Consider the following 25543-nt stretch of genomic DNA (forward strand, 5'->3'; position numbering starts at 1 on the left):
CCTATATAGACCGCATTTTTGTTAGATTTTTATAGCCAGCTTATACCAGCGTCATCAGGCTGGCATTACCACCTGCAGCAGCAGTATTAATACTGATTGCACGTTCAATAACTAAACGCTCAACCGGAATCTGTAACTGTTGCGGCTCTAAGTGAGTAATTCCAACAATTGCACCTTCGCGCTGTGCGATCTGTTTCTGCAGATTCATAAGTTGGTTTTGACTACCATGATGTAACACGGCATCAAAATCACCAGTTTGAATATTTTCAATGATGTGGAATTGCTGACGTATAACTTCAGGTAACCTGGCTGCATGTTTTTGATAGAAGTTATTACCTTTAAGTAAAACTGGTTGACTGCCTACCGAGAAAATTGCAATAAGTTGAGCAATCTGTTCCTGCTCACTCTCTGCCAGACTTAAAGTTCTTTTACGTGGTAACACAGCATACTGGTTTGATTCCCCGGTTGGTCCCTGCAATTCAAATACTTTCCCTGCAAAGAAGCTTTGCTCTTGGCCCAAAGTATATTGTGGCAGATTCTGTTTTACCCAAGCCAGAAAATCGACATATAACGGATTAGCACTTGTATGGTTCACTGTCTGTACTGCAAACGGCTGTTCCAGTTTTTTAGGCTGACAATTTTGCATCAAGCGGTATAGATAGAGCGGACCACCCGCTTTTGGCCCTGTACCAGATAAACCTTCTCCGCCAAAAGGCTGTACACCTACCACGGCACCTACAATATTACGGTTAATGTAAAGGTTGCCTACTTCTGCATGTTGAATAACCGTTTGAACTGTTTCATCAATGCGTGTATGTAAACCCATAGTCAAGCCATAGCCTTTAGCATGAATGGCATCAAGTAACTGCGCAAGCTGGCCCTGTTTGTAGGTAATTACATGCAATACCGGTCCAAAGACTTCACGTTTGAGTTCATTAAGGTTTGGTAACTCAATAAGTGTTGGAAGAATAAAAGTCCCATCTTTAAACTGGTTTTGCTCCGGATTATGCGCAAACTGGTATACCGGGTAACCTTGTTTCTGCATTTTCTGGATGTGATTTTCTATATTGGTTTTTGCTTCCTGATCAATTACCGGTCCGATATCTGTATTCAGATAAACCGGATTGCCAACCCGTAACTGCTGCATGCCACCTTTTAGCATATGTAAAAGCGGTTTTGCATTATCTTCCTGCACACATAAAATACGTAGTGCGGAACAGCGTTGGCCGGCACTGTCAAAGGCTGAGCTCAAAACATCGAGCACCACTTGTTCAGTTAGGGCAGAGGAGTCCACAATCATCGCATTCTGACCGCCTGTTTCAGCAATGAATACCACTGGCTGACCATGACGGGTTACACGACCTGATACGGTTTTTTGCAGAATCTTGGCAACTTCAGTTGAGCCGGTGAACATGATGCCCTGGATACGTGCATCCTGGCTAAGTAATGCCCCTACAGTTTCACCACGGCCTGGCATAAGCTGCAGCACGCTATGAGGAATACCAGCTTCCCATAGCAGTTCAACGGCAAGAGCAGCAATGAGAGGAGTTTGCTCTGCCGGTTTTGCAACTACACAATTACCGGCCACCAGTGCCGCAGCGATTTGTCCACTGAAAATTGCCAGCGGGAAGTTCCATGGACTGATACATAAAACGGTACCCAACGGTGTGACTATACTCTGAGCCGCAATTGACTCCATTTGAGTAGCATAATAACGCAGGAAATCTACCGCTTCACGAACTTCGGCAAGACCATTTGCATAGGTTTTACCGCTTTCACGAGAAAGAAGAACCAGTAACTCCTGAATACGTTCTTCCATCAAGTCAGCTGCTTTTTTCAGCATACCTGCTCGCTGGTCCGGTGTGGTATTTGCCCAGTCTGATTCAGCTTTTTGTGCCAGAGTCAGTGCCAGTTCTACATCTTGAGCTTCCGCTTCATGTACATAACCCACAATATCCTGATGAGAAGATGGATTTAATACCGTGACCAGACTACGTTCCAGGCTGGAATCAATTTCCTGTCCCAGCATAGGCTGGCTAGACCAGGTTTGATCATGAAAACGGGTTGCTGCATCATTTAGAGCTTTCAATACCTGGTCATTTGCCAAATCCAGGCCTTTAGAGTTGTGGCGCAGATTGCCATACAAATCTTGAGGGAAAGGAATGGAAGGATGTTTCTGTCCCAGTTTTCCGGTAAAGGCTGCAGTCTCTCTAATTTCCTGAACAGGATTGCGGATCAGGCTTTCGATGCTCAGATTCTTGTCAGCAATACGGTTTACAAATGAAGTGTTGGCGCCATTTTCGAGCAGGCGACGTACCAGATAGGCCAAAAGAGTTTCATGGCTGCCGACAGGCGCATAAATACGGCATGGAATGCCCAGTTTTTTGTCCTGACGTGAACCTACTACCTGCTCATATAACGGCTCACCCATACCATGCAGACACTGGAATTCATACTGACCCGGATAATATTGTTCCGGTTTAGCCAGTTGGTAAATCGTTGCCAGTGTTTGCGCATTGTGTGTGGCAAACTGCGGATAAATCTGTTCAGGTGCGGCGAGAAGTTTCTTCGCACATGCAATATAAGACAGGTCAGTATGGACTTTTTGAGTAAATACCGGATAGTCCGACATACCTTCAATCTGGGCTTTTTTAATCTCACTATCCCAGTAAGCACCTTTAACCAGACGGATCATCAAACGTTTTTCAGAACGTTTTGCCAGATCAACCAGATAATCGACCAGATTGAAGCAGCGTTTTTGGTAAGCCTGAATAACAAAGCCAATACCTTTCCATTGGGCCAGAGATGGCTCGAAACATAGACGTTCTAATAGTTCTAGAGACAGTTCCAGACGTTCGGTTTCTTCAGCATCAATATTCAGGCCAATATTATAGCCTTTGGCCAGCTCGGCTAATTTGAGAATCTTAGGATAAAGCTCTTCATGTACTCGGATAACCTGAGCACGTTGATAACGCGGATGCAGGGCGGAAAGCTTGATTGAGATACCCGGGCCATCATATACATCTTTGTCTTTAGAAGCCTGACCGATTGCATGAATGGCCTGGCTGTAATCATCATAATAGCGTTCAGCATCTTCAGCTGTGAGGGCAGCCTCGCCCAGCATGTCATAAGAATAGCGGAAACCTTTATCTTCAAGTGATTTCGCATTATTCAGTGCTTCACCAATGGTTTCACCTGTTACAAACTGCTCGCCCATCATACGCATGGCAACATCAACAGCTTTACGAATAATGCCACGCCCGCTACGTGCCAGAATACCTGTCAGGATGCTTGACAGGCTGGTACGAGTTGGTGTTTCCATCAGTTTACCGGTCAGCATTAGCCCCCAAGCTGCCGCATTTACAAACATCAGGTTGCTTTGGCCCAAATGTTCTTTCCAGTTGCCCTGATTAATCTTGTCACGGATGAGCAGATCCCGGGTAGCTGTATCTGGAATACGAAGAAGAGCTTCAGCCAGACACATCAGTGCAATACCTTCTTGCGAAGATAAAGAAAATTCCTGTAAAAGTCCCTGTACAATTCCAGCCTTACCCGAACCTGATTTACGGTCACGTAAACTGTGTGCCAGATTAAAAGCCAGTTCATGAATTTTCTGGTCCAGCTCTGCAGAAAGCTCAGCTGCCTGTAATAGCTCTTCTACCGCTTCAGGCTCCGCACGGCGCCAGGCAGTATTAATCTGTTCTTCAAAATTACTTTCTTCCTTGAAAGCAGTGATGTAGCCGAAGTGTGGCTGGGCATTTTCCCGAGCGCTGTATGTATCCATTACATTCATGTCAGTATCCGATGACAATATTAAAAACTGTGATGATCAGTCACTTTAGATAATTTTATAATTACAAAATAAATAGCGAATAACTCACTAAAAATAGTTCATAATTTAGTGAATTATTCATGGAAGACAGGAAATTATGCTGGATCGTACAGATTTCAAAATACTTGAACTATTACAGTGTGATGGACGTATTGCCAACAGTAAACTGGCTGAGTTAGTTAACCTCTCTCCCACAGCTGTAATTTCACGGGTACAAAAGCTTACCAAGGAAGGATATATACTTGGTTATGAAGCTAAACTTAACCCAAACAAGCTGGATGCCGGCTTTGTTGTTTTTGTCGAGGTGATGCTGGACAAGACAACCCCAAATGCTCTTGAAGAGTTTGAAGAGGCAATTCTGGACTATCCGGAAATTTCTGAATGCCATTTAATGAGTGGAGGATTCGACTTTCTGCTTAAGGTGCGCAGTGCCAATATGGAAGAATTTCGTAAAATGGCAGGACAGGTGCTCTGGCAACTGCCAGGCGTAAAGGAAACACGCAGTTATCCGGTGATGGAAGAGCTCAAAACCACAACCCGATTAAAGCTTAAAAGTAAAACAGCAGTTAAAAATAAAGGGGCTTAAAAGCCCCTTTGTTTTAGATATGGATATCCGGTTTATTTCTGCTCATGATACAGACGGTCAGCTTCTTCAAAACGATCAGTTACCTCGCGACCTGGCACTTTACCCATCAGGCTGACCAGTATGATCACTGCCCATGCCAAAATGAAACCAGGAATAATTTCATAGATACCAGTTTCAGCAAACAGGTTTTTCCATAAAATTACTACCACTGCACCTGTGATCATTCCGGCTAAAGCACCATTTAGGGTCATGCGCTTCCAGAACAGGGACAGAATAATGAGTGGACCAAATGCAGCACCAAAACCTGCCCATGCATAAGAAACTAAACCTAAAACCTTGCTCTCTGGATTACCTGCAAGAATAATCGCCAACACTGCAATTGCCAGAACCATAAGGCGGCCTACCCAAACCAGTTCCTTCTGGGAAGCATTTTTGCGTAGGAAAGTCTTATAAAAGTCTTCAGTCAAAGTACTTGAACATACCAATAACTGGCAGCTTAATGTACTCATCACAGCTGCTAAAATCGCAGCAAGAATAATACCTGCTATCCAAGGATTAAAAAGGATCTTGGTTAATTCCATAAATACAGTTTCTGGATTCTGAGTCACTGCACCTGCAAGTTCAGGGTGCTGTGCAAAGTAGGGAATACCAAAAAAACCTGCTCCAACTGCACCGCCTAAACATAGAATCATCCAGGTCATGCCGATACGACGTGCAGCCGGAATTGACTTGACTGAATCTGCTGCCATAAAACGTACAAGGATATGCGGCTGGCCAAAATAACCCAGACCCCAAGCCATGAGAGATAAAATAGCCACTATACTCAAATTGGAGAACATGTCGAATGCAGCAGGTCGAGCAGTTTCCAGCAGTGTCATAACTTGAGTAGTGTCGCCAATACTTAAAAATGTAATTACGGGTGTTAGTAGTAAAGCAAAAATCATCAGGCCAGCCTGGAATGTATCAGTCCAGCTAATAGCCAGAAATCCGCCAATACATACATAACTGATAGTTGCAATAGCACTGATCCATAGAGCAGTCTGGTAAGACATTCCGAAAATACTTTCAAATAGACGTGCCCCTGCAACCATACCTGAAGCACAGTAGATTGCGAAGAAAATCAAAATAATCATTGCTGATGTAATCCGCAGGATTTTCTTGTGGTCTGCAAAACGGCTAGTGAAATAATCTGGAAGAGTTAAAGCGTTATGCTGGACTTCGGTATGTACCCGCAGACGGCCTGCAACCAGTAGCCAGTTTAGCCAAGCACCAATAATTAGGCCGATGGCAATCCATGCTTCAGAAAGTCCAGACAGGTAGATTGCACCTGGAAGGCCCATGAGTAGCCAGCCACTCATATCTGAAGCACCGGCTGAAAGAGCGGTGACGAAGCTGCCGAGGCTTCGACCACCGAGAATATAATCTGAAAAATCGCTTGTGGCTTTATAGGCATACAAACCTATACCTACCATAGCGATGATATAAAATATAAATGTGATGAGGGTAGGGTTAAACTGTTCCATGCCTGCCTGTCCTTATGCTGTATATGTGCATTCCAGCAAATAGCGCATTATATCTGATTCACCTGGAAAGGCTGTGATTCAAGCACAAAAGTGATTTTTTGTACTGTTACATTTGTAATACAATTTTACATGCAAAATGTTACTTTGTGTAACTTTAGTTACAATAAATTTATTGCAATGATTTATAAAGATTAATTTTTAAACTTATAACTATAATTTTGCATTAATGTAAAATAGTGAAAAAATTTAACTTTTATATAGCGCTTCAAATAGAAAAGTTCAAATTTCTGCCAAAATTTACATAAAGTTACGTTAGTTGCAGAACTTGATAAAAATTAGTAAAAACTTTCCAAATGTTTCATATTGTAAGTAGTGAAAATTATAACAAGTCCTATTATACTTCTATTGCACTATAATTGTGCACAATTTAAGAGTTAACGGAATGAATATTGGACAAAACAACAGGTTTCGCACCGAAAAGGACTTATTAGGCACCAAAGAGGTGCTTTCTTCAAGTTACTATGGCATTCATACTTTAAGAGCCTTAGAAAACTTTCAGATCTCTCAGCAGAAAATAGGTGAACAGCACCATTTCATCCGCGCTTTGGCTCAGGTAAAAAAAGCTTCAGCACAAGCTAACCAGTTTTTTGGAAAACTTACCGAACAGCAGAGTCAGGCCATTCAGGCAGCATGTCAAAAACTAATTGATACTCCAGAGAATTGGGAAAAACATTTCCCGCTAGATGTCTATCAGGGCGGCGCTGGTACTTCTATTAATATGAATACCAATGAGGTAATTGCCAACTTGGCGCTAGAAATGACCGGTCATGACAAGGGCTCATACTATATTATTCATCCCAATGACCATGTGAATAAATCACAGTCAACGAATGATGTCTATCCGACCGCCTTAAGAGTTGCGACCTACTATGCTTTAGATCAACTATTTATGCAGGTCGAAAGTTTAATTACTTCACTTGAATATAAGGCAACTGAATTTCGTTTTGTCTTAAAGATGGGACGTACCCAACTGCAAGATGCAGTACCTATGACCCTAGGACAGGAATTTCGTGCTTTTGCTACTCTGCTTAAAGAAGATGTACGTTTAATTCAAAAGATGCGCCAGCTATTATTGGAAATTAATCTGGGTGCAACAGCGATTGGTACCGGTGTAAATACGCCACAGGGTTATGCGGCTAAAGTGGTAGAATGCTTAAAGGAAATTACTGGTCTGCCGCTTTCGGGAGCAGAAGACTATGTAGAAGCAACCAGTGACTGTGGTGTATTTATTATTCTGTCGAGCAGCTTAAAACGTCTAGCGTGCAAACTATCAAAAATTTGTAATGACCTGCGTTTATTAAGTTCGGGACCACGTACCGGGCTAGCTGAAATCAGTTTACCTGAAATGCAGGCAGGTTCATCTATTATGCCGGCTAAAGTAAATCCTGTGATTCCTGAGGTGGTTAACCAGATTGCTTTTAAGGTTATAGGTAATGATTTAACCATTACCTTTGCTGCTGAGGCAGGCCAGTTACAGCTTAATGTTATGGAGCCTGTCATTGCGCAAGCCTTAAATGAATCAATCGGGCTACTCACCCAAGGCATAAAAACACTCGATGAAAAATGTATACAGGGCATTCACGCCAATGAAAAGACCTGCTATGAAGCAGTAATGCGCAGTGTTGGAATAATTACCTTGCTTGAACCGATTCTTGGTCATGGTGCCTGTGATGAAATCGGTAAGCAGTGTATTGCTGAGAATCGTACAATTCAGGACGTAGTTTTAGAGAAAAAACTGCTGACCGAAAAACAACTGGAAGAAATTTTCTCATTTGAAAATCTGGTGAGTGAAGTATTGTCCGGAAGTGCTTCACAAACATTAGACCAAGTAAGCTGAATAATTTAGGCTAAAGTAATATTTTTAAAATCCAAAAGGATAGCCCATGCAGCTATCCTTTTATATTAATCAGGTTAATCCTGATATTCTATGTAGTCCCATAGATTTAACCGGCTTTTAATTTCACGGCGAATATGAGGGAGCTTTATCAGTAAAGTCCCCTCAATCCATAATGCTAAAGCCTGGCTGGTTACTAGTTCTCCAGAAAGTTCTACAAGCTGGGCACCTTTAACTGTCACTATAACGTGTTCGTTGCGATAGTCTTCAATACCTTTAAAAAGTATTTGCAGCTCATAACCTGTATCGACAATTACCCACTCTAGCTCAATCTGGATATTTTCACTAGATTTTAAAATAGCCTGACCTTCAAGAATATTACTGTCGGAAGCCAGGCAGTCATATTCCACACGGATCTTGCTCAGGAACCATTCCTGTCCACCTAAGTCATCCAGAGTTTTCTTGGGCGTCAAAATATCATTTAAATTAAATTGCCGGCTTAAATCAAAAAATTGCATTACGGGGAGATGTGAACTGTAAAAGTGGCCATCTTAAAAGATCAGGTCGTCAGGCACAACTTTTACAGGATATAAATGCAAATTTTGAAAATCAGACTTACATCATCCATTCAATAGGCAGTCTTGAGACAGTATCCATCATGAAGCGCTGGAAACGGCTAGTCCCGGGTTCATTCTGATGTTCTATCACTTTGCCGTCCTTTTTCTGTTCTAACCAGACAATGTTACCTTTTTGATCTAATTTGAGCTTATAAGCAATCTGGGGAAGGTGCTTGTCGAGATTTAATGTAATCTGTTTTTGTAAAGCTTCAGATTCAATCACCAAGCCTACTTCTGTATTCAGATTAACTGAACGTGGATCAAAATTGAATGAGCCAATAAAAACCTTGCCGTCTACATCAAAAAATTTAGCATGCAAACTGGAACTGTTCTTGCCTTTGGAGGGTATTACGTTACCGGTGGCGACTTCATACCAAGTACGACGCTTTCGCTCCTGATAAGGCTTAAATTCATAAAGCTGCACACCATGTTCAAGCAGACTTTTACGGTACTTTCCGTAAAAGGCATGGACCAAAGCAACATCATTGGCTGGCAGAGAATTGGTTAGAATTCTGACATTAATTCCATTTTTAGAAATATTAGAAAGGTACTTCTGGCCGATTTCTGTAGGTACAAAATAAGCTGAAACCAGTTCAAGATGGTTTTTAGGCTCACCCAATATAGAAATCATCTGGTTATAAATCAGTTCATTGCCAGTTGCTAGTCCTTTAATTTTCTTGGGAGAGTCTGCTACAAAATATGCTTTGGCCCAGTTGATCGGGCGTTCCTGCAAATATTGGTTAATCAGTTCCTGAGCCTGAGAAATCCGTTCTTCCGTCGGGTTGCGAGAATTTTCAATCAGGTCATATTCTTTACGTAATGCAATTAACTGGTCAACCGTACCGAAACCGAGCAGCTGTTGTGATGAGTAGCTCAATTCATGCAGCCAAAATTCTGCAAATACTTGGTTAGCCTGCTCAACAGCTTTACCAGAAAACAGAATGTCCATGTCGGTAAACTGGAATTCCTGACTCGCATCAAAGTATTCGCGGCTAATATTCCGTCCACCTGTTACGGCCATGACTCCATCAGCAATAATAAGTTTATTATGCATACGCTGATTGACATATTTCATGCGAAAAAAATAGTCCAATACCCGCAAATGCCGGTATTTGTAAGGATTAAATATTTTAATTTCAAAATTTGGATGCAGACTGAGTACTTTTAAGGTCGGGTCGAGCTGTGTACCATTCTGATCATCAATTAAAAGCTTTATTTTTACACCACGATCAGCTGCTCTTAGGAGTTCAGCAAACATCAGGTGCCCAATAAAATCATTATTCCAGATATAATACTGTAATTCTAAAGTATTTTTTGCATTACGAATCAGGTGGATACGTGATGCTATACTACTAAATGCATCTTCCATGGCCAAATAGGCAGTGAGTCCCTGTCGGATTTTTTCGTCTTTAGCATCATCATTAATCCAGGGGCGAGAAGGCGTATGTTTATGCTCCGTATATTCCGAGATATTGGGAGGGAGCTCACAGCCAGTTAAACCCGTCAATGTCATACCAATAATTATACCTTTCAGATGATTATCTAATTGCATTTTAATTATGTGTCACGTATCTCTTTCACATTTAAGATAACATCATGCCTGAGTAAATACTTGAATGTTTTAGCGTATTAGAGTTACTGTTAGGTATTAATTTTTCAGTCAGCCTTACAGATTACAGGATGAAAATGTAATGAAATCACGTGCAGCAGTCGCATTTGGGCCAGGTCAGCCCCTGGAAATTGTTGAAATAGATGTTGCTCCGCCAAAAGCTGGTGAAGTACTGGTTAAAATTACACACACTGGTGTATGCCATACTGATGCTTTTACTTTATCAGGTGAAGATCCGGAAGGCGTTTTTCCAGCGGTTCTAGGGCATGAAGGTGGTGGTATTGTAGTTGAGGTCGGAGAAGGGGTTACTTCGGTGAAGCCAGGTGATCATGTTATTCCGCTCTATACTGCAGAATGTGGCAAGTGCAAATTCTGTACTTCAGGCAAAACTAACCTGTGCCAGGCAGTTCGTGCAACTCAAGGTAAAGGCTTAATGCCGGATGGTACCACCCGCTTTTCTTATAATGGTGAGCCTATTTATCATTATATGGGTACGTCTACATTCAGTGAATACACTGTAGTAGCAGAAATCTCTCTCGCTAAAATTGATCCGGAAGCCCCACTTGAAAAAATGTGCCTGCTCGGATGTGGTGTAACGACAGGAATCGGTGCAGTGCATAATACGGCAAAAGTTGAAGAAGGTGCGACTGTCGCGATTTTCGGTTTAGGTGCAATTGGTCTGGCAGCTATTCAGGGTGCAGTGCAAGCCAAAGCTGGCCGTATTATTGCAATTGATATTAATCCGGACAAGTTTGCATTGGCTCAGGAAATGGGCGCGACTGATGTTGTCAATCCGAAAGACTATAGCAAGCCTATCCAAGAAGTCATTGTTGAGATGACTGATGGAGGGGTTGACTATAGCTTTGAATGTATTGGTAACGTAGACATCATGCGTGCTGCACTGGAATGCTGCCATAAAGGCTGGGGCGAGTCAGTTATTATTGGTGTTGCCGGCGCCGGTCAGGAAATACGCACCCGTCCATTCCAGCTGGTAACAGGCCGGGTATGGCGTGGTTCGGCTTTTGGTGGCGTCAAGGGCCGTACCCAGCTACCAGGTATGGTACAGCAGGCAATGCGTGGTGAAATTAAAATTGATCCATTCATCACGCATAATTTACCTTTGAGTAAAATTAATGAAGCTTTTGATTTACTGCATGAGGGTAAATCTATCCGTACAGTGATTCATTTTTAGTTCTAGGCAAACCTAAACTTTATAATCTAAAAAATAAAAAACCGGGAACTTTCCCGGTTTTTTATTTATTTGAAATTAAACAGTGACTAAGCTCTTTTTCAAAACAGCAGCCATTGCTTCAGCCACATAATAAATATTTTTCTGGTTCAGGCCTGCAACACACATACGTCCGCTTCGAACCAGATAAATACCGTATTTTTCCTTAAGCAGATCGACTTGTTCAGCAGTCAACCCGGTATAACTAAACATACCGTTCTGGTTTACCAGGTAGCTAAAGTCTTGATCTGGTAATGCACGACTTAATTCATCTTTTAGAATCTGACGCATTTTCTGGATACGGGTACGCATACCTTCAACTTCAGTCAGCCAAAGGGAGTGCAGTTCTTCATCATTGAGCACATTTTCAACCAGTAATGCACCAGTTGTAGGAGGGCTAGAGTAAATACGGCGAACAGTAGCCTTGAGCTGGCCCAGAACGCGCTGAGCTGTTTCTTGGTCGTCACAGACAAAGGAAAGTCCGCCAACGCGTTCACCATATAGCGAGAAAATCTTGGAAAATGAATTGCTGACAATAAAGTTCATTCCTGCCTGATCCAGTGCACGAATCAGATAAGCATCTTCTTGCATGCCGTGGCCAAAGCCCTGATAGGCGATGTCCAAAAACGGAATCAGGTTTCCTGTTTTTAATACTTCAATCACCTGATCCCACTGTGCAGGAACAAGATCGGCGCCAGTCGGGTTATGACAGCATGGATGCAATAATACGATACTTTGTTCTGGCAGTTGCTTTAAGGTATCTAGCATACCCGCAAAGTCCACACCACGGGTTTCAGCATCAAAATATGGATAGTAATGTGTATTGATACCTGCACCATTGAAGATGGCTACATGATTATCCCAAGTTGGATTACTTACCCAGATTTCAGACTCAGGAAAGTATTTCTTAAGGAAATCTGCACCTACTTTAAGAGCACCTGATCCACCTAATGTTTGAATTGTAGCAACACGTCCCTGAGCTCGAGCCGGACTGTTTTCAGTAAACAGCAAGTTTTGAATAGCTTCACGGTAAGGTTTGAACCCTTCCATTGGCAGGGACAGTTTAGTCGTATCGTTTAGCTTGGCAATATGTTTGTACGCTGTTTTAACGGCTTCGAGCTGTGGCACAATACTGTCTTCATTATAATAAAGTCCAATACTCAGGTTTACCTTGTCTGTACGGGCATCCGTATTGAACTCTTCCATTAGAGACAGAATCGGATCACCCGGATAAGGATTTACATGCTCAAACATTTAATTACTTCCTTAAGTCGTACAGCCTTCTAACTGTACTCTGTTAAAAACTGCTCCAGTCCATCATCCATGTTCTGGAGGGGATTTACTGGCTCAGGTGTCAGTTTCCAGAACCATATTATGACGTTGAAGTGCCTTGCGCTTTTTAATCTGATAGGCGATCAGCAGGCACAACAGCCATCCTGGGATCATCATAACTGCAATACGCATATCTGGCGTCATTATCATAATGCCTAAAATACCAATCATAAAGACTATACAGAGATAGTTTGTGAATGGATAAGCCAAACTTGGAAATTGCGTGGTTTTGTTTTCACGTATCATCTGTTTGCGGAATTTTAAGTGAGTGATAAAAATGACCATCCAGTTAATAACGATCGCAGCAACAACCAGCATCATCAGCAGACTAAACGCTTTCTCTGGAAACATGTAATTGAGCAGTACACAGAGCAGGGTAACAAAAGCAGAGATTAGTACGGCCGGCACCGGAATACCATTTTTGTTAATTTTACTCAAAAACTCAGGTGCATTACCCTGTTTGGCCAGACCGAGCAGCATGCGACTGGTACAGTAACTGGTACTATTATAAACAGAAACTGCTGCTGTCAGTACTACAAAATTCAGTACAGTCGCAACTCCCTGACTGTTAAGAGAATCAAAAATCAGCACAAACGGACTGCCGCCTTCGGCCATTTTGTTCCATGGAAATAGCGATAAAATTACTACGAGAGTACCGATATAAAAAATTAGGATACGGTAGACAATCTGGTTAATAGCTTTAGGCAAGGTTTTCCCGGGTTCGTGCGTTTCTGCTGCAGCAATACCGACAAGTTCAATACCACCAAAAGCAAACATGATTACAGCCATGGCCATAACCAGACCACTGATGCCGTTCGGAAAAAACCCACCTAGTGCCCAAAGATTGCTGATGGTCGATTGTGGTCCTGCGCTACCGGTAGTGAGCAGATAGCTACCGAAGCCGATCATACAAATGATCGCCACCACCTTGATAATAGCGAGCCAGAATTCCATTTCACCAAAGAATTTGACATGAAGCAGGTTAATACCGTTGATTAGAATAAAAAAGCCTAAGGCGGTTATCCAGGTTGGAATTTCAGGCCACCAGTAGTGGATATAAAGACCGATTGCACTGAGTTCTGCCATACAAACCAGTACGTTCAGTACCCAGTAATTCCACCCAGACATAAATCCTGCGAATTTTCCCCAGTACTTGTAAGCAAAATGACTAAATGAACCGCTTACCGGTTCTTCTACAATCATTTCACCTAACTGGCGCATCATGAGGAAAGCAATCAGTCCTGCTATTGCATAGCCCAGAATAACTGAGGGGCCGGCCATTTTAATTGTTTGAGAAATTCCCAGAAATAGACCGGTACCGATTGCTCCTCCAAGAGCAATCAGCTGAATATGACGATTCTTTAAACCTGCGTTTAAATCACCTTGTTGAGGATTATCCATATGATCCTTTCTTCCTTGTGTTTTTCGTATTCGTAATAATTTTATACTTAATTACGTATAACATAATTTAAACCTTGAGAACATAGCCGATTTTTTAAATTTTTGACTGAAAAGTCTAGTTATATTGTTGGGTTAGCCATTATATAAAAATAAGTTATTGTTTTAATAAATAAAAATTATTCATAAATTTTATTCTAATTGCCGTTGAGCCTGTATCTTTATATGGCATGAGAAAAATTACTCAACGCTGAAATTTTTTCTTTTGGCCCAGTCTGTGATGAACTAAAACATTCAGCTTTAAAGAAGAAAACTATATTTTTCAGTTTTTTCCAGCTTTGTCGGGCTTGGTGATTGCTAAAAAATAATGAACTCTCTATGATCAGGCAGGCTGAAACTTGCTAAGGTCTCAGCATATAAAACCGGAATAGACGAGCGAAGACGGATATTTAAAAAGGATGAAAAGGGTTAAAACATGAGTGAAGAAAAGGTCTCTGGTGGTGTTCAGTCTCTAGAAATAGGACTACACGTATTCAATTCACTGGTAGAACATAATAACCCCATCATGCTGAAAGACCTTTCACACAAACTCGGCATGCATCCTGCTAAAGTCCACCGTTATCTGGCCAGTCTGATACGCATGAATTATGCCAGACAGCTTGAAGATGGCCAGTATGGCCTTGGTGAACAAGCATGGCGTCTAGGTTTACGTTGTATCCAGCATACGGACACCTTGCAACTGGTTCAAAGCCAGATTTATGAAATGCAGGGCAAAATCGGTTCAAGTATTCAGATTAGTAAATGGTCGCCGCGGGGCCCTCTGGTTGTCCAGTCAATTGAATCGTTGCATCCGGTATCGATCGTGACGCGTGTAGGCTCAATCATGCCATTAGTCAACTCTGCTGCGGGCCGGATCTATGCGTCTTACTTGCCTGAACATCTGGTGCGGCCATTTATGGAAGAAGAGTGGAAAAAACATACCTCATCAAATAGAACACTTTCCCCTAAAAATTGGGAAGAGTTCTTAATATTAAAAAATCAGATACAGGCACAAAAAATGTCGGTGGCACAAGGTGATCTTCTGACCGGGATTAACGCAGTTGGTTTACCTATTTTTAATACTTACAATGCTATCGAGTTTTGTATTGTGGTAATTGATAGTGAAGATATGCTGCCCATTCAAGCGAACCATGAAAAAATTATATTTTTAAAGCAGATGGCCGAATCAATTAACCAGTACATCCGTGAAAGATAAATAACTGTTTTAAAATCAAGAAGGTGCTATTAGAGCGCCTTCTTGATTTTATAAAAAATATTATAAAATGCAGGGAAAAAATTCCTGCATTTTCTAAATATAGGGATTATAAATTAATCAGTTACACTGAGTACACCACGTTTAATCTGATCGCGTTCAATTGATTCAAACAGGGCTTTGAAGTTGCCTTCACCAAAACCGTCGTCATCTTTACGCTGAATAAATTCAAAGAAGACTGGTCCGATCATATTCTCAGAAAAGATCTGAAGTAGAAGGCGTTTTTCGCCGTCTTTAGTATTACCATCCAGTAAAATGCCGCGTTTTTTCAGCTCTTCTGTTGGTTCACCATGATTTGGTAAACGCTCAGGCAGCATTTCATAATAGGTTTCTGGTGGCGCCGTCATGAACTTGGCTCCTAAGTCATGTAGCTTATCCCAAGTCGAAACCAGATCATCTGTGATGAATGCAATATGCTGGATACCTTCACCATTAAAGTCAGCCAGGAATTCTGCAATCTGGCCATTTTCTTTATCACTGTCTTCATTTAATGGAATACGAATCATGCCATCTGGAGCAGTCAGGGCTTTTGATGTCAAGCCGGTATATTCGCCTTTAATATCGAAATAGCGGATTTCCTGGAAGTTGAAAATCTTTTCATAGAAATTAGCCCAGTATTCCATACGGCCTTTATAAACATTATGGGTCAAATGATCAATTTCATTTAGACCAGTTCCAACCGGATTTGCATCTACACCTTCCAGGAACTCAAAGTCACTCTGGTAAATATCCCGATCAATCAGGAAAATTGGCATACCACCAATCCCTTTAATCGCCGGGATATTCAGTTCCATTGGACCTACCTTGTTTAGCATTGGTTCAGCGCCCAGCTCAAGCGCTTTTTTATAAGCCTTTGCAGCATCTTTAGTTTTAAAACCCATAGCACAGGCAGAAGGGCCATGCTCATTAAAGAAATAAGATGCGTATGATTCTGGCTGATAGTTTAAAATAATATTGATATTGCCTTGGCGCCATAAATAAACATTCTTAGACTTGTGGCGGGCTACTTTAGTAAAACCAATCGTTTGAAACACCTGATCTAGTTCACCATCCTTCGATACGAATTCAATGAAAGCAAATCCGCAGAGTTCTAAAGGATTTTCTAAAACGTTCATACAACTTCCTCTTGTTGTGTTCAAAAGCCTGTTCAGCTTTTGCCTTCTACCTGAAATTATTTTTAATTCTGAACATGAATCCGGATTGGAAATATAGAAATACTCAAATATGTTTTTCTACTCTTAAGCATCCGAGCCTGTTACAGAGTTAAAATTTTTAGTGAAATTTTCAGAATGTCCCATAATTAATTCTATTGCTTATTTCCATGCCCTAGATAAATTACAGACTACATCCCATTTGGTTCAATGATACTCAAAACAAAAAGTTATGCAATACATAATTGAATTATGTAGTTTGTAATTTAGGTAATAATTATATAAGTTTATGTTGAGGCAAAACAGGCTAAAAATTTTTCCTTATAGAGTTTAACAATTGTTTTATCTAGGTTTTATTCATTAAATCTTAATCATAAATAGAAGTTTATTTAATAATAAATAATTTTTTTAGTTTAAGTTCTTGTCAAAGAAACAATGTACGCGTATTTTAGAAAATAGATATTTTCTCAAACATTGGTACAAGATGTTAAAGCAACCTGAACTTATGAACGCATATTATTATTTCTGGCAGTTTAAATGATTGCCTGAATGCGTTCGGGCAAATAAAGGTTGCCCATCAAAATTAAAACCTGATTGGCAAACCTGATCAGGTTTTTTTATGTCTTATAGATTGATAATTATGGAGCTTCCCTCATGTATACATTTAACTTTACTTATTTTGGCAATTTTTATTGGTTTTATTTTGGCCAGCACATGCAATCGCTTAGATCCCTTACGCTCAAATAAATCATCGGACTGAAATAAACAGTCCAGAGGAATAACCAATGAATGCTCTCAATACTGCTTTAAACCAATCGGCTACAACAGAAAAAACTTTAAGCCTGCCTCATCAATTAAAAGCACAATATTCTTTATCTCCTGCATTAGCCCGGCAAGTTGCTGAGCATCGTACAACTATACAAAATATTCTTTCAGGCGAAGACTCTCGTCTTATGGTAATTACAGGACCTTGTTCTATTCATGAGCCGGCTGCTGCACTCGAATATGCCCAAAAATTAAAACAGCTCCAAACTAAAATTTCAGACCAGATTTTTCTGGTCATGCGTGCTTATATTGAGAAACCCCGTACTACGGTCGGCTGGAAAGGGTTTTTATATGATCCACATTTAAATGGTTCTTCAGATGTGCAGTCAGGCCTGGAGCAATCCAGAGCTTTATATCTGCAACTCATCAGTATGGGTTTACCTATTGCGAGCGAAATTTTAAATCCGATGGCTACGGCATATTTTGATGACCTATTGGCTTGGGGAGCCATTGGCGCACGAACCAGCGAATCACAAATTCATCGAGAAATATCCAGCCATATGCCGTACAGCATTGGTTTTAAAAATGGTACCGATGGTTCAATTCAGATTGCACTAGATGCCATACAGTCAGCCAGAAACTCACATCAGTTCATGGGTATGAGCCAAAATGGCTTACCTTGTATGTTAAACAGTCTGGGTAACAAGTTACCACATTTGATATTACGTGGTGCAAATTCAGGCCCTAATTATGACCTTGCATCAATTGAACGGATACGTGTCTGTCACAAAGCTGTGCTTCCACCTTTAGTTATTGATTGCAGTCATGGCAACAGTTCTAAAAATCCTTTATTACAGACCTCGGTACTCCAGCAAATTATTGCTGAGCGTAGTGAAACTGATGTACGGGGAGTAATGCTGGAAAGCCATCTTGTAGATGGAAACCAAGCAATCTCCTGTAATATGATATATGGTCAGTCAGTCACAGACGGTTGCTTGGGATGGGATAAGACATCTGCCTTGTTGCTTTCTGTTGCAGAGCAGATGCGCTATGAATGTGTAGTATAAAATATAAATAAGAGCAGGGGCCCGTATACTTCAAGAATACGGGCTATATCTGTAAATTTAGGGTTGTAGGGGGTTCTGTCTGTCTACAACAAACTTATAAAAGATCAAGCTTAAAGCGATAATAAAAGCACAAAGCAGGTACATCACCGTATAGCCGTACAATGCAACTACATAGCCCAGTAATACAGCCCCTAATGCTATCCCTGTATCATATAAAGTAAAGAAGGTTGAAGTCGTATGGCCAATACGATATCTAGGCGAACGCTGGATTGCCAAAGTTTGTAAACAGGGCTGAAGTGAGCCGAAACCCATACCGATAAATATTGCACTGATCATTAGACCGGTTAAAGTTTCAATCTGGCTAAGAAGTATCAAACCGATAATAAAAAGAATGATAGATGGATAAATAATGATATTTGGGCCTTTAATGTCATATAGTCGGCCAGTAAATGGACGAATACTCATCATAGCCACAGCAAATACTACAAAAAACAATCCAGCAGAGCTGAGTAAGCCTTTAGTTTCAGCAAAAGTTGAAATATAAGACATGATACTAGAGTAACCAAATGCCAGGAGCATAACCATCAGGGAAGCAGGTAAGGCACGTTTTTCAACAAAATCCTGTAAGCTGATTATCTTTTTCTCAGTAACTTCAGGTAATTTTTTAATTTCGCGAATGGGGATAAGCAGGCAGAAAGCAAAGCCTAGACAAATAATGGTTGCTAAAATCAGCGCGACGGTAGTGTAGCCTAATGGTTGAATCAAGCTAAGCCCTAAAAGTGGACCCAGCACCAGCCCCAAGTTTATTGACATAATAAAATAGCCCATGCCTTCGCCTTTACGTTTTTCTGGAATGAAGTCATTGGCAATCGGTACACAAACCGTAGTAAGAATACTAAACCAGATACCATGCAGAAAACGGATAACCAGCAGAACACTAAGATTGTCTGCCAGAAGATAAGCGAATGAAAAAAGACAAAAAATCAGCTCAGAGACTAAAAAGGTCTTTTTCTTGCCAAATTTTTCAATGATTAAGCCACTAAATGGTCGCACTACAATAGAAGAGACCATAAATAGAGTCATGGCTAAACCAGCCTGAGCTACAGTACCATTCAGGTCACTTATAATATAAACGGGTAGCACTGCAGTTTGTGCGAAATAAAATATGAACAAAAACATGTTATTGAATAAGCAAAAAATAAAGAACTTATTCCATAACCGAGAGGAGTCTATGGATGCCATGATAAACCTATAATAACCGGGAGAGCATGACTTGAGACGCAGAGAAATTGATATTTTTTATAATAGGAAAAGAGGGAGATAAATAAAAAGTAAATACGTCATAAAGTCATATAACCTGTAAATTATAAGTGAAAGTATGTAAATTGTATAGAGACGATGAACTAAAGCAAGATTATGAGAAATAGCGATTAAGCTACATATGATATATAAATACAGAAACAGCTTCTTCTACAGTCTATGAGTGAATCTCAAGTTATGTAAAAGAAGCTGATGAAATTAATTTTTAAAGTCCAGCTTCATAAGCTGTATTAGAAAGTAATGTGTCTACATCTTGCATATTATCTGGACGAATTTTATAGATCCATCCCTTACCATACGGATCTTCATTGATAAAGTCTGGATCATCTTCAAGTGCAGAATTGATTTCTACAACTGTGCCTGAAACTGGTGCATGAATATCAGAAGCAGTTTTTACGGATTCGACCACACCAGCCTGTGCACCTGCTGTAATCTGACTGCCAACCTCTGGCATTTCTACATAGACCAGGTCACCTAAAGCATCTTGAGCGTGGTCGGAAATACCAGTGACCACAAGATCACCTACAATTTTTACCCATTCATGTGTACTTGCATACTTCAGTTCCGAAGGATGATTCATGCCGATTCCTCAAAAAGTTTTAAAGCATTTTTGCTTTGTGTTATACAGGTTTTTGTTTAAAAACTAAAGTCTATAAATACGGATCTTTACGCCAATTACTAGGACTGCGGCCGCTCCAGCGCTTAAAGGCACGGCTAAAATTGGCAACGTCAGAATAGCCCAGCTCGTCGGCAATCTGTTCAAGGGTATAGTCAGTCCGTGAGAGAAGTGATGTAGCATGCCGGTAGCGCACTTCATCAACCAGACTAGAAAAAGAGGTGCCCTCAGCAGCCAGCTGGCGTTTTAAGGTACGGTCTGACATATGCAACCGATCGGCCACGCTTTCTATACTAAGATAGTGCTGTTCTGAATGAGTGAGGATATCACGCACCCGCATAGCCAGACGTCGGCGTTCACCCAAAGCAGAAAGTTCAGCTTCACACTGGTTAATTGCGATTTGACTGGCAATCGGGTCAGCATTAACCATCTGTAAACCCAGAAACTTTTTATCAAAGCTGGAAAGTATGTGTGGCTGATTAAAACGGAAATGATGTGAAGGCATTTTGGCTAAATAGCGGTCAAATCCTTCAGGTTTGGCAAAATCAAAATCAATTTCTCCTTCAAGGTTATTAATGCCAGTAATAGCCTTGGCCATACTGATAATACCAATAGTCAGGGCAAGAATAATTTCGGTCCTTAAAGGTTCAAGTTGTATGTCACACTGTAATTGCAGGGTTGCCTTATCACCAAAAGTAGAAAAATAAAGCTGTAGAAAGGGCATACGAAGTTGAATAAAACGTGCAGCAAGAACCAGGGCTTCAGATATATTACTGGCTGTCATGATTGCATAGCCAATAAAGCCATGAATTGAAATTCGCATTTGGGTACCAAGATGGTAGCCTAAAGATTGCTCGCCTGTAATTTTTAAGGCATGTTTTATCAGTTCGTTGGCAAGAGGAGTTGGAATACGGTAATCCGGGTGTGCGAGCTGTTCACTACTAAAATGAAAGGGGGCAAATAAAGTCTCTGCGCTATAGCCCCAGCGTGACACCACATCTAGCAATAACAGGCCATATACCCCTGGAATACCCACATCTTGCCGGGATGAAATTATCTCCATGCGCTATCCATTGCTCTCATGCTTTCCAACGTGCTGTTTACATCTTGGCATGAAATTAAACTTTAAACTAGAAGAATTGTTGGACAAATCAGTTGCTTAATTTTCAATTGCTGCTTTTTTAAATACTACTATTTTTGTAGTAGAGATTAATAGGAGATCCTGAAATTGGTTATAAGCCTGAGTGACATAAGTAACAATACCCCGATCATTTTTAGTTCTGGATGGAGTGATTGCTGTAATTTCGACTTCAACATGAATGCGATCTCCCGGCCTGGTAGGCTTGGGCCAACGTAAACTGGTTTCGGTACCAATTAAACCGCCTGCTACCGGAAAGCACTCTGTCCATAAACGCATGGTAATTGCAGAGGTGTGCCAGCCACTTGCGGCCAGACCTTGAAAAACAGGATGCCGGCTTGCTTGCTCTTCATCCAGATGAAAAACCTGTGGATCATATTGAGTGGCAAATTTTTTGATTTCTTCAGCAGTCATTTCATATTCACGGCTGATAAAACGATCACCAATGTGTAAATCTTCCAGATAAAGCATTATTCTGTGTCCTCAACTTTCTTTGGTATTTGCTGTTCAACTAAAAAGCCACCAGTTTGACGTTGCCATAGTTGAGCATAAATACCATTTTGCTGAATCAGTTGCTCATGAGTACCCTGTTCAGCGATCCGGCCCTGATCCAGTACAATTAAACGGTCCATCTGGGCGATGGTCGAAAGCCTGTGAGCAATTGCAATGACTGTTTTGCCAGTCATAAGAGCGTCTAGACTTGACTGAATGGCAGCTTCGACTTCAGAATCCAGTGCACTGGTAGCTTCATCTAAAATCAGAATAGGTGCATCTTTTAAGAATACGCGGGCAATTGCAATACGTTGACGCTGTCCACCTGAGAGCTTGACACCACGTTCACCCACCTGCGCATCATAGCCCCGACGCCCCCCCAGATCAGTTAACTGAGGAATAAAGGTTTCTGCCTGAGCTTTACGTACAGCTTCATACATTTCCTCATCAGTTGCATCTGGCCGACCATATTTAATATTTTCTGATACGCTACGGTGTAGTAGAGAAGTATCCTGAGTAACCAAAGCAATATTAGCGCGCAGGCTGTCCTGAGTTACATTTTGGATATCTTGGCCATCTATTAAAATACGGCCATTTTGAATGGTATAAAACCGTAGCAACAATTGAATAAGGGTTGACTTACCTGCGCCAGAACGGCCAACAATCCCGATTTTTTCACCTGGCCGAATGGTAAGATTCAACTGATCAATTACATTTTTTTCATTATAAGCAAAAGATACATTATCAAAACGAATTTCACCCGCAGTTACTTTTAATGGCTTGGCATTTTTTTTATCCTGTATTTCTACCGGTCTGCTTAAGGTTCCCATTCCATCCTGAATTGTTCCGATATTCTCAAAAAGGGCAGAAATTTGCCACATGATAAAGAATGCCATACTGTTAAGCTTCATAATCATAGCTGTGGTTGCGGCAACCACTCCAAGACCGGCTTTACCTTCTACCCATAGATGAATGGCTGTTCCCAATACACCTAGAAAAAGTACAGCACTCAGCATATTTACACTGATTTCAAATTTAGCTCCAAGACGCATTTGCCGATATACTGTCACCATAAATTCCATCATGGACTCTTTGGCATAACGACTTTCACGGCCGGCGTGTGCAAATAGCTTGACAGTCTGAATATTGGTATAGGCATCTGTAACACGTCCAGTCATGACAGCACGGGCATCAGCTTGCTGTTTTGACACTTTACCCAAGCGTGGAATAAAGTAGTAAGCTGCGATCATGAACAGAAGTAACCAGACGAGTAGGGGTATCATTAGAACAGGTGAAATACCTATAAACACAATACTGATCGTAGTGAAATAGACCACTACGTAGGCCATCATGTCGCCTAAAATAACCCAAAATTCTCGTACTGCTAACGCTGTCTGCATGACCTTGGCAGATAAGCGCCCGGCAAAATCATTATGGAAAAAATCGAGACTTTGCTGTAAAAGAAAATTGTGAAAACGCCAGCGCAGACGCATTGGGAAATTGCTATATAAAATCTGATGCTTAACAATAGACTGCATACTGGCAAAGAAGATGTTGGCAAACAGAAAGCTGGCCAGAATCAGCAGATTGGTTTCATGATTTACATAAAAAGTATCAGGTTGGCTTGTACCTAGCCAGTCAACCAGTTGTCCTATTTTCGAATAGAGTAAAGCCTCAAAGCTTGCGGCGCCCGCAGTTACAAGGACTAATAAAAAAATATAAGGACGCAAGCCTTTGGTCGCCTGCCAGATAAATGGAAAAAACCTTCTTGGTAATGGTTCGTAAAGACCTTCAGTGGGATAGGCATCGACACGCTTTTCGAACCACTTCAACATTATTTTTTCCTCTGAATACAATATATTAACTAATATAAGTTTAATTCAATTTATAGGAGAGATAGAGATTGATCAATCATTAATTTAGCCATATTCCGCCACATAATAATATTCAAAATATGAGTTTTTTAGCCGTACTACACTTAATTTTACGCCATATAAGAGAAAAGATAATGGCGTAAATTGTGAATTCAACAGGAAAAACAGATATGAAAAAATTATTAGCTAGCGGTAGACTTGAAAAGCTGGTGCGATTTTGAAAGATAAAAAAATCTGCTTGTAACTTTACCGGATTAATAAAATCAGGACTTGCTGAGCCGCTTATGTGTATACATCTGTTGATCTGCTTCTCTGATAGCAGCTGATAGACCAAAAGTCGGATGACGCATAGCCAGCCCGATTGAAGCACTAATCTTTGCCTTTTCAAAGGCCTGTGTAATGCGATTAACCAATGATTCAGCACCTGAATAATCATTTTCAATACTTAGTATGGTGAACTCGTCACCTCCTAAGCGGGCTAGAATATCATTATTACGTACATTATCACGCAATACGACAGCTGTCTTGCGAATTAACTCATCACCAGCCTCATGACCCAGATGATCATTAACAGTTTTAAGATTGTTGAGGTCTATCATAACCACAGCAGCAGGGTGACCTAACTGCTTGCAACGTTCTTCTTCTGCATTTATTAATTTATCCCAAGCCCGCCGGTTATATAAACCAGTCAAACCATCACTCATTGCTTCTACTTCAAGACGCTCACGTTGTCTAACCTGTTCAATTTCACGCAGTTCAGCCTGTAGAATCCGGCTTAAAAGCTCTCCAAAGACTTCGATCAGTTTTGCTTCTTGAACCAGTTCAGGCGCTTGCGGGTGAGGGTCAATCGCACAGAGTGTGCCAAATAAATGACCATCTTCACTTACTAAGGGCTGTCCAATATAAGCCTGAATCTCTACCTGTTTCCTGATAGGGGCGTTTAGATATAAGGGTATATCATCAGAACGTGGTGCAATTCTTGGTGCATTACCTGTGACCATATGTGAACAGAAAGAATCTGCCCAGCGAAAAACTTGTCCAGGTTGAACATTATAGCCATGATCTTCACTCTGCAGCACGATCCAGTCATCGCCTTCAACCCGTGTAATCATCCATAGATTAAAACCGAACCGGTCATGAAGATAACGTAAAACAGCCTGGCCTGCTTCCTCAAAGTTTTTCGAATATGAAATACCCATATAACCAGCCTTTATATCTCAAGATTTAACTTCTATAACCTTAATAGGGCGACCTTGATCAATTTTCAAGATTCCACTGCCACTGTTAAAATGAATCGATGTGTTTCCATTTTCCAGTCGTATACCATTTTTTGTTTTAACCCGCTTAAGATAATAAACAATGCCTCTCTGATCAGTAAGTTCCGCAGTTTCGAAATTATTTGTGGTTTTGAGAATGATTACTATATTATCAGGATCTATGAATTTGAGTACCTGTTCTTCTTCATTCATATTTATAACCTGCTTAGATGTCATCTGGGTAGCTACTATTTGATTTGGAGAGATTTGAACAGCATAGGATCTACTCCATATATAACTTAATAAAAGTAATGCTATAATAACATTTATATATCTCATGCTTTTATTCTCTCAATAATATAAAATTTAATAAAAGATATACAAAAATTCTAGATACTAAAAAGCATAAAATTTAATATTTGTCTGTGAAGACTACTTTTTTGGTAAACAGATTTCAACAAAATATATAATGAAGCACTATTAAACTTTAAATAAAAACTATTAATCTAAAGATATTTATTCCTTTTTTATGT

At 40.7% G+C, this 25543-nt stretch carries 19 protein-coding genes; 5 read left to right on the plus strand and 14 right to left on the minus strand.

What is annotated here, in order from left to right:
* Positions 1-40: 40 nt before the first annotated feature.
* Positions 41-3793, minus strand: coding sequence for a trifunctional transcriptional regulator/proline dehydrogenase/L-glutamate gamma-semialdehyde dehydrogenase (putA, locus tag J502_RS08880; RefSeq protein WP_034683852.1), 3753 nt, complete (start codon positions 3791-3793; stop codon positions 41-43).
* Between the two features lie 136 nt (positions 3794-3929).
* Here putA and J502_RS08885 point away from each other — a divergent pair, with 136 nt between their 5' ends.
* Complete coding sequence (locus J502_RS08885) at positions 3930-4418, plus strand: Lrp/AsnC ligand binding domain-containing protein (RefSeq protein WP_005014418.1); 489 nt, start codon at positions 3930-3932, stop codon at positions 4416-4418.
* Positions 4419-4450: 32 nt separating this feature from the next.
* Here J502_RS08885 and putP read toward each other — a convergent pair whose 3' ends face one another.
* Positions 4451-5941, minus strand: coding sequence for a sodium/proline symporter PutP (gene putP, locus J502_RS08890; protein ID WP_005404104.1), 1491 nt, complete (start codon positions 5939-5941; stop codon positions 4451-4453).
* A gap of 442 nt (positions 5942-6383) precedes the next feature.
* On the opposite strand from putP, the gene aspA reads away from it, so the two are divergent.
* Positions 6384-7838 carry an aspartate ammonia-lyase gene (gene aspA, locus J502_RS08895; protein ID WP_005014413.1) on the plus strand — a complete coding sequence of 485 codons (1455 nt, stop codon included), beginning with the start codon at positions 6384-6386 and terminating at the stop codon, positions 7836-7838.
* Positions 7839-7912: 74 nt separating this feature from the next.
* Here the strand turns inward: aspA and J502_RS08900 are convergent, their stop codons facing one another.
* On the minus strand, positions 7913-8353 hold the full coding sequence (locus J502_RS08900; RefSeq protein ID WP_005014411.1) for a hypothetical protein: 441 nt from the start codon (positions 8351-8353) through the stop codon (positions 7913-7915).
* A gap of 97 nt (positions 8354-8450) precedes the next feature.
* On the minus strand, positions 8451-10004 hold the full coding sequence (locus J502_RS08905) for a phospholipase D family protein (protein ID WP_005405002.1): 1554 nt from the start codon (positions 10002-10004) through the stop codon (positions 8451-8453).
* Positions 10005-10143: 139 nt separating this feature from the next.
* Here J502_RS08905 and J502_RS08910 point away from each other — a divergent pair, with 139 nt between their 5' ends.
* Positions 10144-11253 (plus strand): S-(hydroxymethyl)glutathione dehydrogenase/class III alcohol dehydrogenase, encoded by a 1110-nt coding sequence (locus J502_RS08910; RefSeq protein ID WP_005014406.1) that lies wholly within the window; start codon positions 10144-10146, stop codon positions 11251-11253.
* 75 nt (positions 11254-11328) lie between these two features.
* Here the strand turns inward: J502_RS08910 and J502_RS08915 are convergent, their stop codons facing one another.
* Positions 11329-12543 (minus strand): amino acid aminotransferase, encoded by a 1215-nt coding sequence (locus J502_RS08915; RefSeq protein ID WP_034683853.1) that lies wholly within the window; start codon positions 12541-12543, stop codon positions 11329-11331.
* A gap of 93 nt (positions 12544-12636) precedes the next feature.
* Entirely contained in the window at positions 12637-14022 is a 1386-nt protein-coding gene (locus J502_RS08920) for an amino acid permease (protein WP_034683855.1), read from the minus strand.
* 472 nt (positions 14023-14494) lie between these two features.
* Here J502_RS08920 and J502_RS08925 point away from each other — a divergent pair, with 472 nt between their 5' ends.
* Complete coding sequence (locus J502_RS08925) at positions 14495-15274, plus strand: IclR family transcriptional regulator (RefSeq protein WP_034683857.1); 780 nt, start codon at positions 14495-14497, stop codon at positions 15272-15274.
* Between the two features lie 113 nt (positions 15275-15387).
* Here J502_RS08925 and hppD read toward each other — a convergent pair whose 3' ends face one another.
* A complete protein-coding gene (hppD, locus tag J502_RS08930; RefSeq protein WP_034683858.1) occupies positions 15388-16446 on the minus strand; it encodes a 4-hydroxyphenylpyruvate dioxygenase in 1059 nt (352 codons plus the stop codon).
* Positions 16447-17267: 821 nt separating this feature from the next.
* On the opposite strand from hppD, the gene J502_RS08935 reads away from it, so the two are divergent.
* Positions 17268-18314 carry a 3-deoxy-7-phosphoheptulonate synthase gene (locus tag J502_RS08935; RefSeq protein ID WP_005014395.1) on the plus strand — a complete coding sequence of 349 codons (1047 nt, stop codon included), beginning with the start codon at positions 17268-17270 and terminating at the stop codon, positions 18312-18314.
* 57 nt (positions 18315-18371) lie between these two features.
* Here J502_RS08935 and J502_RS08940 read toward each other — a convergent pair whose 3' ends face one another.
* From J502_RS08940 to J502_RS08970, 7 genes are all read right to left on the minus strand, one after another.
* Entirely contained in the window at positions 18372-19556 is a 1185-nt protein-coding gene (locus tag J502_RS08940; protein ID WP_034683860.1) for an MFS transporter, read from the minus strand.
* A gap of 283 nt (positions 19557-19839) precedes the next feature.
* Positions 19840-20214, minus strand: coding sequence for a glycine cleavage system protein GcvH (gene gcvH / locus J502_RS08945; RefSeq protein ID WP_005014391.1), 375 nt, complete (start codon positions 20212-20214; stop codon positions 19840-19842).
* A 70-nt stretch (positions 20215-20284) separates the two neighbouring features.
* Positions 20285-21313, minus strand: coding sequence for an AraC family transcriptional regulator (locus J502_RS08950; RefSeq protein WP_005014389.1), 1029 nt, complete (start codon positions 21311-21313; stop codon positions 20285-20287).
* Positions 21314-21409: 96 nt separating this feature from the next.
* Positions 21410-21859, minus strand: a complete 450-nt coding sequence (locus tag J502_RS08955; RefSeq protein ID WP_005014387.1) for a MaoC family dehydratase — start codon at positions 21857-21859, stop codon at positions 21410-21412.
* Positions 21859-23715: an ABC transporter ATP-binding protein gene (locus tag J502_RS08960; RefSeq protein ID WP_005404098.1), complete on the minus strand. Its 1857-nt coding sequence runs from the start codon at positions 23713-23715 to the stop codon at positions 21859-21861. The genes J502_RS08955 and J502_RS08960 overlap by 1 nt, the downstream gene beginning before the upstream one ends.
* Positions 23716-24017: 302 nt before the next feature.
* Positions 24018-24953 carry a sensor domain-containing diguanylate cyclase gene (locus J502_RS08965; RefSeq protein ID WP_005404097.1) on the minus strand — a complete coding sequence of 312 codons (936 nt, stop codon included), beginning with the start codon at positions 24951-24953 and terminating at the stop codon, positions 24018-24020.
* An 18-nt stretch (positions 24954-24971) separates the two neighbouring features.
* Entirely contained in the window at positions 24972-25223 is a 252-nt protein-coding gene (locus J502_RS08970; RefSeq protein WP_249301536.1) for an NADPH-dependent 7-cyano-7-deazaguanine reductase, read from the minus strand.
* Between the last annotated feature and the right edge of the window lie 320 nt (positions 25224-25543).

The sequence above is a fragment of the Acinetobacter sp. 1294596 genome (assembly GCF_000582925.1).
In the GTDB taxonomy this organism is placed as follows: Bacteria; Pseudomonadota; Gammaproteobacteria; order Pseudomonadales; family Moraxellaceae; genus Acinetobacter; species Acinetobacter radioresistens.